This is a genomic window from Saccharicrinis aurantiacus (assembly GCF_947489045.1).
GTDB classification, from domain to species: domain Bacteria; phylum Bacteroidota; class Bacteroidia; order Bacteroidales; family Marinilabiliaceae; genus Saccharicrinis; species Saccharicrinis aurantiacus.
In genome coordinates, this window is sequence record NZ_CANLCN010000009.1 from 182,496 (window position 1) to 201,669 (window position 19,174).

At 33.4% G+C, this 19,174-nt stretch carries 19 protein-coding genes; 4 read left to right on the top strand and 15 right to left on the bottom strand.

The annotated features are described in order from the left end of the window. Positions 1-266: 266 nt before the first annotated feature. The 5 genes from QMO11_RS12345 to QMO11_RS12365 form a co-directional block, all read right to left on the bottom strand. Entirely contained in the window at positions 267-980 is a 714-nt protein-coding gene (locus tag QMO11_RS12345) for a DUF6261 family protein (RefSeq protein WP_282037571.1), read from the bottom strand. Positions 981-1,470: 490 nt separating this feature from the next. Further along, on the bottom strand, positions 1,471-1,980 hold the full coding sequence (locus tag QMO11_RS12350) for a hypothetical protein (RefSeq protein WP_282037572.1): 510 nt from the start codon (positions 1,978-1,980) through the stop codon (positions 1,471-1,473). A gap of 120 nt (positions 1,981-2,100) precedes the next feature. Further along, complete coding sequence (locus tag QMO11_RS12355) at positions 2,101-2,664, bottom strand: outer membrane beta-barrel protein (protein WP_282037573.1); 564 nt, start codon at positions 2,662-2,664, stop codon at positions 2,101-2,103. 158 nt (positions 2,665-2,822) lie between these two features. After that, positions 2,823-4,127, bottom strand: coding sequence for a tyrosine--tRNA ligase (gene tyrS / locus QMO11_RS12360; protein ID WP_282037574.1), 1,305 nt, complete (start codon positions 4,125-4,127; stop codon positions 2,823-2,825). 37 nt (positions 4,128-4,164) lie between these two features. Continuing rightward, complete coding sequence (locus QMO11_RS12365) at positions 4,165-4,770, bottom strand: riboflavin synthase (protein WP_282037575.1); 606 nt, start codon at positions 4,768-4,770, stop codon at positions 4,165-4,167. Between the two features lie 116 nt (positions 4,771-4,886). Between QMO11_RS12365 and QMO11_RS12370 the strand changes: the two genes are divergently transcribed. Both QMO11_RS12370 and QMO11_RS12375 read left to right on the top strand, forming a co-directional pair. Next, complete coding sequence (locus QMO11_RS12370) at positions 4,887-5,294, top strand: OsmC family protein (protein WP_282037576.1); 408 nt, start codon at positions 4,887-4,889, stop codon at positions 5,292-5,294. A gap of 10 nt (positions 5,295-5,304) precedes the next feature. Then, the gene (locus QMO11_RS12375; protein ID WP_282037577.1) at positions 5,305-6,324 is read left to right on the top strand and encodes an NAD-dependent epimerase/dehydratase family protein; all 1,020 of its coding nucleotides are present in this window, start codon (positions 5,305-5,307) and stop codon (positions 6,322-6,324) included. A 14-nt stretch (positions 6,325-6,338) separates the two neighbouring features. Here the strand turns inward: QMO11_RS12375 and QMO11_RS12380 are convergent, their stop codons facing one another. From QMO11_RS12380 to QMO11_RS12410, 7 genes are all read right to left on the bottom strand, one after another. Then, positions 6,339-6,923, bottom strand: a complete 585-nt coding sequence (locus QMO11_RS12380) for a DUF502 domain-containing protein (RefSeq protein ID WP_282037578.1) — start codon at positions 6,921-6,923, stop codon at positions 6,339-6,341. A gap of 10 nt (positions 6,924-6,933) precedes the next feature. Next, positions 6,934-7,290 carry an MmcQ/YjbR family DNA-binding protein gene (locus QMO11_RS12385; RefSeq protein WP_068475592.1) on the bottom strand — a complete coding sequence of 119 codons (357 nt, stop codon included), beginning with the start codon at positions 7,288-7,290 and terminating at the stop codon, positions 6,934-6,936. 8 nt (positions 7,291-7,298) lie between these two features. Then, positions 7,299-7,664, bottom strand: a complete 366-nt coding sequence (locus QMO11_RS12390; protein WP_068475590.1) for a YraN family protein — start codon at positions 7,662-7,664, stop codon at positions 7,299-7,301. A 14-nt stretch (positions 7,665-7,678) separates the two neighbouring features. Next, the gene (locus QMO11_RS12395) at positions 7,679-8,464 is read right to left on the bottom strand and encodes a DUF3108 domain-containing protein (protein ID WP_282037579.1); all 786 of its coding nucleotides are present in this window, start codon (positions 8,462-8,464) and stop codon (positions 7,679-7,681) included. Between the two features lie 61 nt (positions 8,465-8,525). Next, positions 8,526-9,233 (bottom strand): tRNA (adenosine(37)-N6)-threonylcarbamoyltransferase complex dimerization subunit type 1 TsaB, encoded by a 708-nt coding sequence (gene tsaB, locus QMO11_RS12400; RefSeq protein ID WP_282037580.1) that lies wholly within the window; start codon positions 9,231-9,233, stop codon positions 8,526-8,528. A gap of 53 nt (positions 9,234-9,286) precedes the next feature. Beyond that, on the bottom strand, positions 9,287-10,831 hold the full coding sequence (locus QMO11_RS12405) for a MutS-related protein (protein ID WP_282037581.1): 1,545 nt from the start codon (positions 10,829-10,831) through the stop codon (positions 9,287-9,289). A gap of 363 nt (positions 10,832-11,194) precedes the next feature. Then, entirely contained in the window at positions 11,195-11,413 is a 219-nt protein-coding gene (locus QMO11_RS12410; protein WP_282037582.1) for a hypothetical protein, read from the bottom strand. Between the two features lie 307 nt (positions 11,414-11,720). Between QMO11_RS12410 and QMO11_RS12415 the strand changes: the two genes are divergently transcribed. Both QMO11_RS12415 and QMO11_RS12420 read left to right on the top strand, forming a co-directional pair. Further along, positions 11,721-13,211 (top strand): helix-turn-helix transcriptional regulator, encoded by a 1,491-nt coding sequence (locus tag QMO11_RS12415; RefSeq protein WP_282037583.1) that lies wholly within the window; start codon positions 11,721-11,723, stop codon positions 13,209-13,211. A gap of 108 nt (positions 13,212-13,319) precedes the next feature. Beyond that, the gene (locus QMO11_RS12420) at positions 13,320-15,830 is read left to right on the top strand and encodes a YfhO family protein (RefSeq protein ID WP_282037584.1); all 2,511 of its coding nucleotides are present in this window, start codon (positions 13,320-13,322) and stop codon (positions 15,828-15,830) included. Positions 15,831-15,876: 46 nt separating this feature from the next. Here QMO11_RS12420 and QMO11_RS12425 read toward each other — a convergent pair whose 3' ends face one another. From QMO11_RS12425 to QMO11_RS12435, 3 genes are all read right to left on the bottom strand, one after another. Further along, entirely contained in the window at positions 15,877-17,106 is a 1,230-nt protein-coding gene (locus tag QMO11_RS12425; RefSeq protein ID WP_068475575.1) for a PP2C family protein-serine/threonine phosphatase, read from the bottom strand. A gap of 204 nt (positions 17,107-17,310) precedes the next feature. Further along, a complete protein-coding gene (efp, locus tag QMO11_RS12430) occupies positions 17,311-17,880 on the bottom strand; it encodes an elongation factor P (RefSeq protein ID WP_068475573.1) in 570 nt (189 codons plus the stop codon). A gap of 108 nt (positions 17,881-17,988) precedes the next feature. Continuing rightward, the gene (locus QMO11_RS12435) at positions 17,989-18,888 is read right to left on the bottom strand and encodes a S66 peptidase family protein (RefSeq protein ID WP_282037585.1); all 900 of its coding nucleotides are present in this window, start codon (positions 18,886-18,888) and stop codon (positions 17,989-17,991) included. Between the last annotated feature and the right edge of the window lie 286 nt (positions 18,889-19,174).

The window sequence follows — 19,174 nt, forward strand, 5'->3', positions numbered from 1 at the left end:
CGCGTGTTTATTTCTGTGTGAATATCTATTGAATAGCTGTTGATTCACTGTTGGTGGGGTTTCATGTTTTTTTAACAAAGTAACTTGTCTGTTCATAAAATGTGTGTTGCTTGTTTAAAAGTATGTGAATAGCTGTTGGTAACTAGGCTTTGAAAGAAAAAGTTGGAAAACAGAGCTTTCCAACTTTTAATTTAATTAATAAACCTAAATCAACTAGAAGCGTGCCTTAATTAGCGCTCTTCTGATAATAATAAACCTGAGTTTCATTATACTGTTAATTCTTCAACCTGAGTTTTTCTTCTTTTTTTTACAGCGGCATTATTATCGGCAATAATTTGTGCAATAGAACGTGTTAAGTTTCCGAATGACTTTGGCTCTGCCAAAATCATCGCCTCAAGATAAACTACTAGTTTAGTATTTATATTGTATATCAGTTCCTTTTTAAGTTCAGTTGCTGATAACAGATTGCCTTGTAGTGCCTTATCTTCTTCAAATTGAGTATGAACTAGTTCGAAATCGTTTTGCATAATTTTTAGGTCTCCAATTAAAATTGAACAACCTGCTACTAGCTCTATATCTGAAGCTAAAATCGGATTCTCAAAATCCTGAATTAGTGAATTTAGCAAGGTAGACTCGTTGGCATAACTCTCGCGCAACATAGCTAAGCCATACTTATTAAAAATGGCTAGTAAAGCTATACCTGCTTTAGCTATTGCAGTATCAGGGTGATGCGAAGCTCCTAGGAGCACATAATAAAGCGATCGAATTTTTTCATCACGCAGCTCATCTTTATCATCTAACATACTGGTTATTTTGGAGCGTCTAACTGCTGTTAATAATTGCATGTTTCTTTCGCCTAGGTGCACAAATAGTGAATCGAGAAATGAATTAGTAATTTGTGATGATTTGTAGGAATTGATTATTAAAGTTAATAAAGAACCAACTTCTGTGGTTCGGCTGTGGCCAATTACTTTTTCCATAAGAATTAGTATTAGGGTTAAGTGAGTAAATGTATCTACTCACTGATTAAACAATACTATTAAATTAATAATTTGTAGCTAATTATTATGCTAATATGTTCAAAAACATTAAAATAACAATCACTGTGCTAATGCCAATAAGAATGAATTACTAACAGATTTGAAGTGTATAATGTGCGGCAGTATTTGAGTGTTGTTGATGCAAACATTGCTTTGGCGGCAATGTTTGAGTGTTTGTTGATGCAAATATTGCTTTGGCGGCAATGTTTGAGTGTTTGTTGGTGCAAATATTGCTTTGGCGGTAATGTTTGAGTGTTTGTTGGTGCAAACATTGCTTTGGCGGTAATGTTTGAGTGTTTGTTGGTACAAACGAAGAGTCTGTTCATTAAAGGTGTTGTGGAGTTTGATTTATTCTTGCTCGATGTAGTTAGATTATAGGGTTCTTATATTTTAGGTGGCTTTATTAAATCAAGTATGCGATAGAATACGATTATCGAGTTCTTACTTTCCAGCCATCTTTAAAGAAATATTTAGGTCTGTTCATCGGGAAAATTAGCTTGAGTCCGTAGGTGGTACCTAGTCCTATTGCTGTGGCATATACCACTTGCTCGGTGTTGCTAAAATTGTCGTTATTACTAATGGCAAAGTATGAACCTACCGTTACTCCCAATATAATAGCAGTTTTTAAGAGTTGACTACCTGCGCTTACTTTTCTAAAACCAGTAATATCATTGAGCATGATGCTATGGTGTTGTGTAGGTCCATTAAAAATGCGGGGTTTCGCAAGTACAACGGTACTGTCTGATATTTCTATAATAGTATTTGTTTTTAACTCTGTTTGGTTTAAATAGCCTTTGTACTCAAGCATTACCGTGCCATATTTTTTAACCCCAATGGCTTGCCTGGCACTATCATTATAAAACACAAGCATCTCTTTTTGAGCTTTAATGTTAATTGATATTCCAATTATGCAGATGAGTAATAAAAGTGCTTTCTTCATACGAAGGTTTCAAGTAATAATGATGAGGCCTAAAATTACTAAGGATTATTTAAATGAGATACCCTTACGCATAAAAAAAGCCGGAACTATGTCCGGCTCTATATTTATATAAAAGTATTTTTAAAAGTACAATGAGAAACCTACATTCATGGCAAAGCCGCTTGTAGTAAACTTTGCTTTAGTATCATTGGGGTCAGTAAGTGTTGAATTTACATATCCTAAACCTAAATCTAGCGAAGCGTATTCTGACAAGAAAAATGCTACACCACCACCTAATGTATATGCAGTAGCAGGAACACTAAGATCATCTTGTTGTGTATTTCCCCAACCTATAGCTGCACTTAAGTATGGTTTTATATTGCTATCGCTCAAATAATAAGTTGCTTCAGGTCCTATTATGAATGTGCTTGTTTTTTCATCTTCTACTTTTGATATTTCGTAGTCCATTGATAATTTTATTAAGAAATTATCTGCTGCAAAATAACCGACTGAAGGACTAATTTTAAATGATGAGGTGGATACTTTCTCATCTAGCATAGAATCGCCATCATATTTATAATCCATTTTTTGAGATACAAAAGATAGGTCTGAACTACCACCTACATAGTATTTTCCTTTTTGTGTTTGGGCGTATGAGCTTAAGGATATTACACTTAAAAGGAGAATAATAACTGCATTTTTCATTTGGAATTGTTTAAGGTTATGTAAAATTACGAAATGCAATGATACGTATAATTCAAGGGAATTGCAGTTGTATTCATCAGGTTTAATAGGGGGTTTATGTAAATAAAAAGGCCGAAGAAAATTCCCCCGGCCTTAATATAAAATATGTACTTTATCTATTATTCTGCAATAATCACAAAGTAATTTTTCTTTCCTTTTTGAGCCAATAAGTATTTGTTGTTTAATAAAGCATCGGCATTTACAACAACATCAGCGTTAGCTACTTTTTCTTTATTTAAGCTTACGCCACCACCTTTAATTGTTTTGCGCGCTTCGCCTTTTGATGGAAATATATTGGTGTTAGTTGCTAGCAACTCAACAATGTTTAAACCTGCTTCAATATCAGCTTTAGCTACAGTATGCGTTGGTACACCTTCAAAAACGGCTAAGAAAGTATCTTCATCTATTTTTTTAAGCGCATCAGTAGTTGCTTTACCAAATAAAATTTGGCTGGCTTCAACCGAGGCATCATAGGCTTCTCTGCCATGAACCATTACGGTAATTTCTTCAGCTAATCTTTTTTGCAAAGCACGTGCGTGAGGTGCTTCGGCATGTTCTTTAGCTAAGTTACTTACCTCTTCTTGGCTTAATAAAGTAAATATTTTGATGTATTTTTCAGCATCAGCATCACTTGTGTTTAACCAGAATTGGTAGAATTTATAAGGACTCGTACGAGCAGGATCTAACCAAATGTTACCTGATTCTGTTTTACCAAATTTACCACCATCAGCTTTGGTAATAAGCGGACAAGTTAAAGCGTAGGCTTTAGCCTCTTCGCCTTCTTTAGCCATACGACGGATTAACTCGGTACCTGTAGTAATATTTCCCCACTGATCAGAACCACCCATCTGTAACTTACAATTGTAAGTATTGTATAAGTGGTAAAAATCGGTTCCTTGCACTAGCTGGTAAGTAAACTCTGTAAACGATAATCCAGAGTTGGCTTCTCCAGTAATACGTTTTTTTACTGAATCTTTAGCCATCATATAGTTAACAGTAATATGCTTACCAATATCACGGATAAAACCAAGGAATGAGAATTCCTTCATCCAATCGTAATTGTTAACCATTAATGCTTTATTTTCTGCATCTCCTTCAAAATCTAAAAAGCGACTTAGTTGTGCTTTAAGTCCATCTTGGTTTTTCTGAAGTGTTTCTTCATCCAAAAGGTTACGCTCATCAGATTTCCCTGATGGATCACCAATCATACCAGTAGCACCACCTACTAAAACTATTGGTCTGTGCCCACACACCTGAAGGTGCTTCAGCATCATTACAGAAACCAAGTGGCCAATGTGTAATGAGTCGGCCGTAGGGTCAATACCTACATAAGCACTCGTCATTTCCTTTTGCAATAGTTCTTCGGTTCCTGGCATCATGTCGTGAACCATGCCACGCCATTTTAATTCTTCAACAAAATTCATATGATATGTTTGTTTTGTTATTTACGTTGTTTTTTAATTATGATCTCAATCCCATTATACGAGAAATGTATTTTCCTAGTATATCAAACTCAAGGTTGATTACGCTTCCTACTTTAAATTGGTGGAAGTTTGTGAACTCATATGTATATGGAATAATAGCAACAGAAAAACGATCGTCTTTTGAGTTTACAACAGTTAAGCTACAACCATTAACAGTAACTGATCCTTTTTCAACAGTCATATAACCTTCAGCGGCCTTTTCTTTGTTAATATCGTATTGGAAAGTAAAGTACCAACTGCCGTCAGCTTCTTTAATTTCGATACATTTAGCTGTTTGATCAACATGCCCCTGAACAATATGTCCATCTAATCGGCCATTCATAATCATACTGCGCTCTAAATTTACTTTATCACCTACGTTTAAATGTCCGAGGTTCGATTTATCTAAAGTTTCTTGAATAGCAGTAACAGTATATGTTTTGTCAGTTTTTTCAACCACAGTTAAGCAAACGCCATTGTGAGCAATACTTTGGTCAATTTTTAATTCATCTACAAAAGAGCATTCTAATGTAAGATGAAGGTTGCCACCATCTTTTTTTAGATTGGTTATTATAGCTGCTTCTTCTACAATACCTGAGAACATATCTTATTTTTTTTAGTTGTTTACTTTTAGTGTGGCAAAATTACATAAAAGATTTGACTATTTTTGAACTGTTTATATCACATGTATAAACAATTAACAATAGAGATAATATTAGTATGAGCGTAACGGTTAAAACCAAATATTTAGGAGAACTAAGAACCGAGAATCAGCACTTGCAATCGGGAGAAGTTATAATAACGGATGCACCAGTTGATAATAGAGGCAAAGGTGAGGCTTTTTCGCCAACTGATTTATTAGCCACTGCACTTGGCGATTGTATAATGACCATTATGGGCATAAAAGCGATGGACAACAATATTGATATTAAGGGCACGGAGTTAAATATTACAAAAATAATGAATGATAGTCCGCGCCGAGTTAAGGAGATAATTGTTGAAGTAAATTTCCCTAAAAAGGCTTACGCCGATAAAGATAAACTATTAATTGAGCGAGTAGCAAGTTCATGTCCTGTGGCCTTAAGCTTGCATCCCGATGTAAAACAAAGCTTTATTTTTAATTGGTAATAGATTCTATATGATATTAGTAACTGGGGGTACTGGATTAGTTGGCGGACATTTATTATATAAGTTGTTAAAAGCAGGAGAAAGGGTAAGGGTGCTGAAACGTCCTAGTTCTAATTTGAATAAAACAAAACACATTTTTGGATTTTATGGTGCAGATGCTCTAAGTTACTTTGATTTGATAGAGTGGGTTGATGGTGATTTACTTGATTACGACTCTTTACGTGAGTCATTAAAAAATGTGGAGGTAGTTTATCATACAGGTGCCATGGTGTCTTTTAATCCAAAGATGCGCCATGAGCTGATGAGAACTAATGAAGAAGGAACTGCAAATTTGGTAAACTTGTCATTGGAAATGGGAATTAAGAAATTCTGTTTTGTGAGTTCTATCGCTAGTTTAGGAAATTCTAAAAACGGCGAAGTAATTGATGAATTTTCATATTGGCAGGGAGGTAAAGATCATTCGGTTTATAGCTTGAGTAAGTTTAAATCGGAGATGGAGGTTTGGCGCGCTACAAAAGAAGGATTAAATGCAGTTATTGTAAATCCATCTGTTATCATTGGCCCTGGAGATTGGAGTCAAGGTAGTCCTCGTACAATTCAAACTATTGCAAAAGGAATGAAATTCTATACCACAGGAGGGACTGGTTTTGTTGATGTTCGTGATGTGGTAACAGCCATGGTTACTTTAGTGAAGAGTGATGTGCAAAACGAACGGTTTATTTTAAATGGTGCCAATTTAACTTATCAAGATTTATTCAATCGCATTGCGGATGTATTGGGTGTTAAGCGTCCTTCCATACGAGCCAAAAAGATATTGGTTAACTTAGGGTGGCGTTTTGAGAAATTAAAAAATAAAATAACAGGCTCAGAGCCGATGATAACAAAAGAATCAGCGCGTACCTCTTTAAAAAGGACTCAGTATTCAGGGGAGGCAATCAAAGAGCATATACAATTCAATTATACTCCGTTTGATACAACAATAACAGAAAGTGTTAATTACTATAAAGAAACAAGCGAGGTTTGTCTATAACCTGAATTCAGTAGCTATTGCTTGATGTTGGTTACGCCGCCAGAAACAATAAACTTCATTACATCAGCCGAATTTGCATCAATAGGTTTAACCTGCTCTTTGGGCACTAGGTATAGTTCGCCCAGCATTCCGTATGATGAGGGTAAATAAACCCCAACCATTTCATTTAATCCAATTTCGCTTAAATCTTTAGAGGTTATAAAGCCCAAGCGATTAAGTGTATTCGTTTTATCGAGCGAAATCAGTACTGGGGTTTTAAATTTTTTCTCAGAGCCTACAAATGCTGAGAGTAAATCTTTTACCGAAGAATAAATCATTTTAATTAGTGGGGCGCGTTTCATCATTTTATTATATCCCTCTGATATGGGTGATGAAATTAACTTTTGCCCTATAAATCCAATCAGTGTTATAAATATTAAAATAAAGACTAAGCCTACCCCAGGAAAATTATACTTCTCAAGTATGCCATGTTGAAAAATTTCACGATCCATTATAAGACCATCTACCCATACTATTGCAAAAACAATAACGTAAATGGTAACTGCTAGTGGAACAATATATAGCAGCCCCTGAAGAAAGAATCGGATTAACTTTTTCATGATAGTTTTTTTACTCTAATTTGGTAAGTTGTGTTTTCTGAGCCTTTGTTAATTTAGAAACAACCAGGTTATAAGAATGATCAATTAATTCTTTGATCAGGTCAACTTTTAATCTACCGTCAATCTGCACAGTGTTCCAATGTTTCTTATTCATGTGGTACCCCGGAATAATAGCCTCATACTCCTCTCTTAGTTCAATAGCTTTTTCAGGATCACATTTCAGATTAATTGATAAGTCTTTATCTAAACTGGTTAAGGCAAACATTTTACCCATAACCTTAAATACTAAGGTAACATCATCAAAAGGGAATTCCTCTGTAGTCCCTTTTTTATTGATACAATATTCTCTTAAAGCTTCAATATTCATTATAAAAATTAATTCATCGGTGGATAAAATGCCTCTTCAATATGTTCAATCTTCCATTCTCCATTTTCTGGAATAACCGAGATTATATCAAATCGTATTTCCTTGTCAATATCTCTCTCTTCAATAAATGCTTCTGTAGCATCAACTAAGAATTTAATTTTAGAATTGTTTATCGCTTCTGAAGGATGTTCCCAGTTTTCGGTACTTCTCGTTTTAACCTCGGCAACAATAAGAGTGTCACCTTGAATCGCAATAATGTCTATCTCCTTTTGTTTGAAATGCCAATTTTGCTCAAGGATTTGATAGCCATTCTTTCGTAAGAAATTAACTGCAATTTGTTCGCCTTTATTGCCGAGTTCGTTATGTGCAGCCATTTGAATAAGGTTTTTTATTTTTTACTTGAAAAAGGATTTGCAAGGTTCTTATATTCTATCAGTTCAACTACAAAAGACCCAACCTTTAAGTTCATCTTTATCAAAGCCGGTATTCTATTTTTGTCTCTACTAATCCAGAGTTTCATATCATCCTCTGTTTTAAATGCTCTTCCAACTTCTGTTACAGGGTGGAATAGGTAAGATTCAATTTTGCCATTCTTAGTTTTCACTGTCTCAATACCCATAAACTTCATCTTTAATGGGTAAAGTTCATCTCCAAAATAGGTATCTAGAGCTATGATTTCGCCAACCTTTAGGTCGTCATTAAATTCAAAACGACGACAATAGTATAAAGATGAAAGAATATCTTGTATTACATAGGGCACTTGATGTTCGCCACTTTTCTTACTCTGAATAGTAATAGAATCTTCTACTATTGTAGAATAATCAAAGGTAACTTCGTTATAATATCTATATTTTCCTTCGCGAATATCCCTTATGGATTTTATGGGTTGATGAATTTCAGGATCAATGAATGTGGTATATGTATCTCTTATTTTATAAAGTGCTTCTAAAACACCCGCACTTATTCCCTTCATTTCAATAAACTCAGTATTTACTCCATTTAATAACGAGTCCTCTACTGAAAAGGTAGCGTAACCAGCAGTTATCCATCCATAGCTTAATGAATATTTAAGAAACTCGCCAGATTTATACGCATCTGTATTAGCAGCAGGGTTTTGTGCATCTATATTAAACCCAAATACAAAAAGAATAAAAAAAAGTAATTTGTTTTTCATATTAGTTAGTGGTTACTAATTAACTGAATAAAAGTAACCATTAATTTAATAAGGATAGTTTTTAAATCACTTTTTTCTTAGGAGTTGTGGCAATAAAATCCTTTAGGTAGAAGGGTTCAAAGTATGCTACATCCTCAAATTCTTTATTATTAAATTTATGTAAAGCGGTAGGAATCATATTCTCAGCTATAGGAGCAGCTTCATCTATGAAGAAGATATTTTCATGTTTAAGAACTTCTTTACATTTTGCAGCTCCATCTCCTAGGCATATAATCTTAGTAGATTCACGAACTTTTCTGAAACTTTCTTCATCTATAATTTGTGCCGATATTTTATCTACCATCTGCATATCAGCATTAAAGAATGTTGTATATACTTCCATTCTACGTGCATCAATCATTGGGCATATTAAAGCACCTTGTTTTAGTAACTCCGTATATTCATTATTAGATTGAATGCTATGAGCCAAGGCTTCTAGAGAAGTTATGGCTATTAAAGGTTTGTTGATAGCAAAACAGATGCCTTTTGCAACAGATACTCCAATGCGGAGCCCAGTATATGAGCCGGGCCCACTGCTTACCGCAACGGCATCAATATCATTTATAGAGTATTCTTTTGCTTCTTCAAAAAGTTCTTGAATAAATACAGTAAGGTGCGTGGCATGTGAGTTTGCTTCGTGCAGAACCTTTTTTGCAACAATGTTAGTATCATCAGATAAACATACTGAGCAAACTTTAGTCGAAGTTTCTATTGAAAGAATAAGTGGCATATATAAAATCTTGTTTAGCACAAATGTACTACCATATTTTATAAAGGCAAAAATTAGGATTCGAGAATAATGCTTGAGTTATTATAAAGAGATGATATATTTATCAATGATCCGCAACAACTATGGGCCTTTTTACGATGTAGATTAATATGTTGATGAAGTTGTTTAGCGTTTTCAAGAACAGAGTTTGGCATACCAAGTTCTTCAGCGGCATCTATTGTGTTGTTCTTTAGTTGTGTTCCACCAACAATCTCTCCACTATAGGTTTTTTTGTCAGAAAAATTTGTGCGATTTATATGATATAGATTAAAGTTGGGGAATAATTTAATCAAGTTGTCATCATCAGAAGTTGTGACGAGTATATGGGATAGCTTGCTAATCTCTTTTATAATTCCATAATTAATAGCTACTTGTTCAGATGAGTTAGCGCTTTTAAATGTGTTGTCTATAATTACTATATGTTTCTCCTTAAGGCACGACTGCATAATATTTTTCATACGAGTGAGATGGGAGTAGAAATGACTAACACCGCCAAGGAGATTCTCAGTAGAATTCATGAATGTACAAACTGGAAATGTTGGAAGGAAGGCTTCTGAAGCAAAACAAATGCCTAATTTTTGTCCTATAATTGTATTTAAGGCAATTTGCTTTAAGAATGTAGATTTGCCACTCATAATGCCACCTGTAATAATTGAATCTTTTTTTACAGGGATATATGAGTGTGTTTTATATTCTTCTATTAAGGGATGATAGCCCTTAATGATTTTCATATTACCACAGCTATCATTAAACATAGGTATGCATGTTTGATAATTGTTTTGGATTTCTACAATGCTATTTATTAAGTCAAAATATCCAATTTTTTGAAATGTATGTATATAATAATCAGTATTAGAGTTTAAATGAGTTATGTAATATTTGTAAGCAATTCTGTCAATGGGAATTATTATTCTGATGAGGTTAAAAATGCTTTTTGATGCATAGTTATATATAGCTGATTCGCTAAATAAAAAATTCAGTCGTAGGAATCTTGATCTTGGTTTTTTTAATTCTTTTTTAAATGCATTTGTTTTTACATCAGATACCAAGTATGCAAGGTTTATGAACCTACTAATGGCACAGTAAGTATTAATTTGTTCATGAAAAGACTTTTCACAATTGCTTGTGGATCTAACATTTAAAGTGATGCTAATAAGTATGAGTATTGCAAAAGAAAAATGTATAATTAAACCTAGAAGTCCAATTATTAATAAAATAGTTGAGAATAAACTTACCGTAGTTGTATTTGGAAACTTATGTTTGGAGTTAATAATAGAATCAATTACATGATAATCATCTTCATTATTGCATTTCTCTAACTCTTTAAGTATACCACTGTTATTTTTTGTGCTTAATTGGATGAAGTCATTTTGTATTATATCTGTAGGTATGCTATTGTGTTTTTCAAATAAATGTTTGTAAAAGAACTGTCTTCCGAATGCAGAAGATGTGTAATCAATTTTATTAAAAAGTTCTTCTAAATTTATATCTAAGATGGTTTGGGTATGAAATAAGTTTGGTTTAACAAGATGTTCAAATAATCGTTGTTCATTTTTCATTACTTCATTTTTTAGGGAAGGGTTATCAAAAAGAAGTAGCTGTTTTACTTAGATGTTTGTTTTGTCAAAAGAGGTTTAATTATATTATAAGCTATTGTAACAGCTAGTGGCAAACAGAATAGTAGGCTTAGTTTTATTAGTCCGCTTAAAAAGTTATTAAGGTTACTAATGCCAAACCCAATCGAAATTGCCATATAGGTAATTAAAAATAAGAGATACGTGATTAACCAAGCGTATATGTTAAGTTTATCTTTCATAACTGTATTGAATTAAGTTATTAAAGTTCCCTCACCTATAATAAATGAGGGAACTATATACTTGATTATTGGGGTTAAGAGGGAAATCTTTCGATTCCAAATATTTTTATTCTTCGCTTTCGCTAGTTGCTTCTTGTGCAAATGGATTAAATTCACTTGGGGGTATATCTGTCAAGTCTCCACTTCTAGGGTCATCATATACTATTGAAAATGTATGCACTTGTTCATCGGGTTCTTTTGGTGGAGGATCATCTCTATACATGTCCGCTTTTAATACTGAGCCAAGGCTTAAGAATAAAACACATAATACAATTAGCTTTTTCATATTTTTAAAAATTTGTTTGTTATCAGTTGTTGAATACAAATTTGAGTTTTCCTAAAATAAATCTCGAATTTTTAGTGTGACAAAAGTGTGACAAAACTCATATGTTTAATATAGAGGGGTTTGCATGGGGTGTATTTGATATTTAGGTATGGGGTGTATTTAGATATTAATTGTTATATTGTATTAAATTATTTAGGTTTATACACTGTGGAAATCAAAATATCATATGTTTTTTAAGCGCGTACTAATATTGATTGCACTATTATTGTTCACTTTTCAGGGAGTATTCTCACAGAACTTCAAGAAAATGTTAGAAGAAGTAGAGGATAGTGTTTTTTATTATCCAGATGTTGCGGAGAAGAAGTTATCATATGTAGTCGACGTAAATAATGAACAATTTACTAGCTCAGATAGAGCATATGTAAATTATATAAGTGGAGTGCTTTTATTTGTTAAAGGTGATATTGATTCCTCATTTATTCATTTAGAGAAAGCTACAAACTTTTATTTACTGCAGAATGATAATTCAGGATTATCTAAATGTCAATTTATATTGGGCAACATTGCGGAAATTACAAATCAATTTGAGCAAGCAAAAATTAATTATTTTGAAAGTATTGCAAATTCGGATAACAATAATTTTAAGCTTAAAGGTCTGGCAAACCTTGGCCTGGCTCGATGTTATAGGCGATTAGATGAGGATTATTTGTCATATTTTAAAAAAGGAAGTCGTCTATTGTCTCAATATGGAAGTAAAGAACAAAAATTATACTCAGAGTATATGGGGGTATTTATTGGTGATAATTCCATTGAAACTAAAATAAAGAAATTTATCTATATATCGAATTTATTTAAAGAATTAGGCCTAGAGAATAGATGCTTTGGAGCGTTAAATATTGTGTCAATGGAATATAGGTCAATAAATCAATATGACTCGGCTCATTTATATGTAGATTTTGTTCTTGATTATTTCGCTTCTAGTAAAGTAAAAGACGCATTTGTAGAACCAAGTGCTACACAACTTAAGGCTTTAATTTATTACGATCAAAAAGATTACGTTAATGCAGAAAATTGGTTAAACAAGTCCTTAAACACTTATGAAGAATATGGTTTAGTAGAAAGACAATATTATGCATATAATATCCTATATGAAATTGATGTAGCACGAGGAGACTATAAAGCTGCTTTTGAACATTTATCATTAGCATTTGATAGAAAGGAACAAACAAACTCAATAGCTAAGCAAAGAGTCGCAAAGCTTGCCGAGATATCTTCAGATATTGCAAGTCTTAAACAATCATTACAAAAATTACGATGGGAGCGTTTAATGGTAATCTTAGTTTCTTCGTTTTCTATTGTTATTGCCTTGTTAATTCTATATATAGTTATTCGAAAAAAGAACCAAAGGGAGCAAGAAATCCTCTTAAAGAATAATGAACTTGAAAAGATTGCATTAAATACGCAAGAGAAATTACGTTTGCTTAAAAAGCAAGGAGTTGATGAGTTGGCAAGTAGTGCAGTAAGCCATAATAGCTTAATTGAGGATTTAGAGTTTGCATATGGTGAAACCTACAACGTTTTAAAGCAAGAGTTTGTTGTTTTAAGTAAAACAGAACTCCGTTATGCCTTAATGTTTGTACTTGATTATTCCAACGATGTAATATGTTCTATCCTGAGTGTTCAAGTGTCGGCTGTTCGTAAAGCAAAACAGCGCATCAAGCAAAAGTTGGAATTGGATTCTGATGCGAGCCTTGAAGAAATTTTTAAATCTAAAGTAAGAGAGGGTTTAATGTCATAACTAATTGTATTATAAGTCGTATTCTGCGTTTGTATTATTTAATACTATGACTTCCCGGTTACGAGCTTTTTATATATTTTAGCAACCTGAAATATATAAACCATTATTATGATTGAGAGATTGAAATCAGCTTCACCATATATTATTGCCATAGTGGTATTTGCTGCACTTAGTATTGCATATTTTAGTCCTGTTCTTCAGAATAAGGTATTGCCACAAATGGATGACAACCATGCAATTGGTATGGCAAAAGAGATTAAAGTATTTGAAGAGAATACAGGTGGCAAAACACAATGGACCAATAGTATGTTTGGAGGAATGCCGTCGTATCAAATAAAAGGCGACCCTTCAAAAAATGTATTCTGGTATTTAAATAACTTCTTCAGGTTTGGGTTACCATATCATACTGTTGCTATTTTATTCTTGTATTTATTAGGTTTTTATGTTTTTATGCTAAGTCTAAAGCTCGACAAATGGTTAGCACTAATTGGAGCGATTGCCTTTGCTTTTGGTTCCTATAATCTGATAATAATTATTGCAGGTCATATTACAAAGGCCTATACAATTGCTTTGATGGGCCCTGTTATTGCGGGGATCTTATATACCTACAATCGAGATATAATTAAAGGTGGGGTGTTTACTGTGCTTGCATTAGGAATGCAGATTGCTTATAATCACGTTCAAATAACCTATTACCTTGTTCTTCTTATTGGAATTTTGGTTATAACACGATTAGTTTATGCAATTGTAAACAAGCAATTACCTCAATTTGCTAAAGCAACAGGGGTTCTTATTATTGCAGCCTTTATTTCTATTCTTCCCAACATAACTAATCTGTGGACGACATATGAGTATGGTGCTTATAGTATAAGAGGTAAATCAGATTTGGCAGTAAGCTCAGAAGGTAAAGAGCATAGTGGCTTAGATAAAGACTACGCTTTAGGGTGGAGTTTAGAACCTAAGGGAACCTTTACATTAATGATTCCGAACGTTGTAGGTGGAGCATCAGAACAAATTGCCAATAATAAGTCCGCTTTAGAAGTTGTAGAAAATGATTATAAGGAAACTGTAGGTGGGCAAAGTCAGTATTGGGGAGGAAGACCTTTTACTTCCGGTCCTGTTTATGCTGGAGCTATCGTATGTTTCTTATTTATGTTAGGGGCTTTCTACTATAAAGGCCCTGATAAATGGTGGCTAATTATAGGAACTGTGTTATCATTCTTTTTGGCATGGGGAAAACATTTCGAAGGTTTTACCGATTTTATGTTTTATTACTTTCCTTTATATAACAAGTTTCGAACGGTCGAAATGGCAATGGTGGTAGCATCTCTTACCATTCCGACACTTGGATTCTTAGGATTAAGAGAAATATATAATAACCCCCAACTAGTTAAAGATGATGTTAAAAAGTTTATGCTTGCATTTGGATTAACGGGTGGGGTATGTTTAGTATTTTATTTAATACCAACCACGTTCTTCGATTTTATTAGTGATGTGGAGCTGCAAGGTATTCTGCAACAGAAGCAGCAATATATACAGCAAAATACGAGTCAAGCAAGTCAGGTAAATCAGTATTTTGATGGCTTATTATATAATCTAAAGTTAGCCCGTATTCAATTACTTAAGGCCGATGCCTTTCGTTCATTTGCATTTATTTTAATTGGTTCAGGATCTATTTGGTTATATATAACAAATAAGCTAAGTGGTAAATACTTAGTTTGGGGATTAGGTGTTTTGATTTTAATTGATTTATGGTCTATTGATAAAAGATATCTAAGTAATGATGATTTTGTAAGTGAGCGTAAGCTAAAAAGTGAGTTTGAAGCTACTCCTTCAGATATTGCTATTTTAGGAATGAAGACAGAGGGCGACAGAGTATTTTCTATATATCGCAATCCATTTAATGAAGTGCATACATCATTTCATCACCAATCTATTGGAGGGTATCATGGTGCAAAATTGCGTAGATATCAAGATGTAATATCAAGATACCTTGAGAGTGATTGGCGCACATTGTTGGGAGTACTTCAGAATAAAGGAACTGAACTTGAACTTAACAGAGCCTTGGTAAACATGCCAGCTTTAAATATGCTGAATGCAAAATATATTGTTTACAATCCCAATAGTCAACCTATTGTAAATGCTAACGTTCTGGGAGATGCTTGGTTTGTTAAGGCTATTACTTCTGTTAATACCCCAGATGATGCAATAGCAGCAATTGGTGCTACTGACATTAGTAAAAACGCAGTTGTAAACATTAACGAGTTTAAGGAGGTAAGTTCATATAATGTTGATTCGATTAATGGAAATATCTCACTAGAAGAATATCAACCAAATCATTTAGTATACAATTACAATTCAACTCAGGAGCAGTTAGCAGTTTTTTCACAGATCTATTATCCTAAAGGATGGAATGCTTATGTTGATGGAGAAAAAATAGACATATTACGTGCCAATTATATTTTGAGAGCAGCTCTGTTACCTGCAGGTAATCATACTGTAGAGTTCAAGTTTGAACCAAAGTCATATAAATTCGGACAAATACTAGCGGGAATAGGCTCAGTAATAATATTATTAGCAATAGCTTATCTTGTGTACATGGAAAGAAAAAAGAAATAGCAGAATATAAATTAATACTTAGGTTGGGTTTAACTCAATCTAAGTATTAAAAACCGATACCAGTAACGGTTACATCATCAAATAGAGAGTCTGATTTTAAATGGTCGTCAATTAAGCTTTTAATCTCACTCATATTACTATCAAAGCTTTTATTATTTGATAATATCTTTTCAATGTGTTCTAGGCCTGATTCAATCTGACCACCATTTTCAAGTTCAACTAAACCATCAGTAAAGGCCATAAATTTAGAACCTTTCTCAATTTTAACTTTACCTATTTCAATTGATGGTATTTCATCAAGCATGCCCAGGCCAATACAGCCTTTTTCTAGTTGAGTTAATTTGTTTTTATGTGCATCAAATAATAGTGGAGGTAAATGCCCTGCGTTTACATAGGTAAGCTTGCGGGTTATAGTATTGTATTTACCCAAAAACATGGTAATAAACTTCTCGTTATTGGCACTATCGTTTACCTTTTCATTTAGTTGATGGATAAGCTTCTTTAAATTGATCCTGGTAGAAAATAAAGCTCTGAATACTGCCTGAAAGTTCGACATTATTAAAGAAGCCGCAATTCCTTTTCCAGATACATCTGCTATGCAAAAGCCCAAAACATTATTTGAAAGTTTAATAAAGTCGTAATAATCACCTCCTACTTCAAATTGAGGACGATAATACACGCTAATATTATATTTTGTACTAATGGGTAATTCCTTATCCTTCGGTACTAACTGATTTTGAATCCTTGATGCCAATTCCATTTCCTTTTTCATAGCTTCTTGCTCTAGGAGTGCATTCTGCATCTTTTTATTCTCAATAAATACAATAATCAAGTTAGAGATGATCTGTATCAATTTGAGGTGTTTAATTGTTGGGCTAATTCCTTGGTGCTCTTCATCAACATCTCCTATTAACACATAGCCAATACATTTATATCGGTGAAATAAGGGAATAACAGAATCAAAACTTTTTAATTGCTCAGGGTGTGAAACAGTTATGTTTTCTATCTGACTATATTTAATCAAATCGCGTTCTACATCAATATTTTGTAGTTCCGTTTGATCAACACCAGTACTGAGTAAGTTTTCCCAAGCTCCATCATGATAGGTGAATACCAATACTTTGCCAACTTCTAATTCATTAAGCAAAACAGACTCAAACTCAGCAAGTAACTCTTCAACGCTATGCTCTTCATTAATTGTTTGAGCAATATCGAGAAGTATATTAAGTCTATCCTGAAATAAACTTGTCTTGCGTTTTTTAAGTCGAGTTACCATATATGGATTACCTATACTTGAGTATATCTTCTATTGAGTTTAGTAATATACAATTATATATATAAAAAACAGAATTCGATACTAGGTGCCTGTTAATGATTGGTAATAGCTACAGAGTTTAGCTAAAAAAGGTGGAGTTTTAAATGCTATATAACTAAGTAGTTATAAAAAATGCCCTGTAAAATTTACAGAGCATTTTTATTTTTATTTTTTTACTCTTTCAACATAAGATCTGTCGCGAGTATCTACTTTAATCCAATCTTCAGTATTTACGAATAACGGTACCATAATAGTTGCACCCGTATCAATTGTAGCTTGTTTTAATGAGTTTGTTGATGAAGTATCACCTCTAACACCAGGTTCAGTATAAGTAATTTCAAACTCAATATACATTGGTAAATCTACTAAAAGTGGAGTTTCAGTATCAGCGTGGTATACAACCTCACACTTTAATCCATCCTTTAATAAATCATGATTTTCAATTAACTTTTCCTCAATGGTAACTTGCTCGTAGTTTTCGTTATTCATGAAAACATAGCCCATATCGTCTTTATAAAGAAACTGATAATCTCTTCGCTCAACACGTTGTTCGTTTATTTTATGTCCTGCAGAAAAAGTATTATCAATAACCTTACCTGTTGAAATATTTTTAAGTTTAGTACGAACAAAAGCAGGACCTTTACCTGGTTTTACATGCTGGAATTCAATTATTGAGTATAAACCATTTTTAAAATCTATACACATTCCGTTTCTGATATCTGCTGTAGTAGCCATAATCTTATATATTAATTCTTTGTGATAACAATTTCAGCTGCAAAAATAAAGTAATTACTTGAAGTTGAAAGATTATCTATAGATAATGTTCTGTTTATTCTTATTTCATTAATAAATCAACGACGTTTCTTCATCCGTTACGGTAAACTCAGCTTCTACACCAAAAATAAGAGGATAGTTAGTCTCAATGTGACCCGCCGGAAAGTTAAAAGCCACCGGATAATCATATGCAGCAACAGCATTGTAAATAATCTCCTCTATTGACTGCCCAAAAGGGTTCTCGTTATCAACCATTTCAGTAAACTGCCCAACTACCAAGCCAGCTAAGTTTTTTAGTGCCCCACTTAACTTCAGGTTATGCATTATTCTATCCAAATGATATAAATATTCAGATAAGTCCTCAATAAACAATATTTTACCCTTCGTATCTAAATCAAACGGAGTATTTTTTAAACTATATAATATCGACAGGTTACCTCCAATTACCTCTCCCTTGCCAATACCATTTCTATTAAAGCGGTTTGGGTTAATCATATACGCAGGCATTTCACCCTCTAAAACAGAAAATAAAATATCAATATCAACACCACCATCCGTATAGTTCAAAAAACTTTTACACATTGGCCCATGTATCGAAGCCAAGTTATGGTTGTGCATTGCAGAGTGAATAACCGTAATATCGCTAAAGCCAATTAACCATTTCGGTTTGTTCATAAACTTCTTAAAATCAACCCTATCAATAATTCTAACCGACCCATAACCGCCTCTGGTGCACAAAATACATTGCACCGATTCATCATCTAGCATCAGTTGCAAATCATTTAATCGCTCCGCATCAGTTCCCGCAAAATTGAAGAATGGTTTGTCTAAATGTTTTGCAAGCTTTGTTTTATAGCCCATCTTTTCAATACGCGAACATGCCTGTTCAACAATATTAAAATCAATTTTACCCGCCGGAGCTACAATACCAATCGTGTCACCTTTTTTTATTGATGGAGGAATAATCATATAATCATTTTTAATTACGATACAGTAAATTTATCAAATCATTCTATGGGGCTTCCCCTGCGGGTCGGGCTATGCGCTATATCTTTGCTTCGCCATAATGGGCTCACAAAGGATGCCGCTTCTATCCCTAAGCCAGCTGGGTTCTATCGGCCTTATAGCCAACTCGCCACCTTAAATATTCAATAATTTGCTGCGAACTTACTCATATTTACAAATAAGTTAAAGTAATTCCGTTTTATTTCAGAATACACCATGATAAATGGTAATTAAAAACACTTATCTTTGC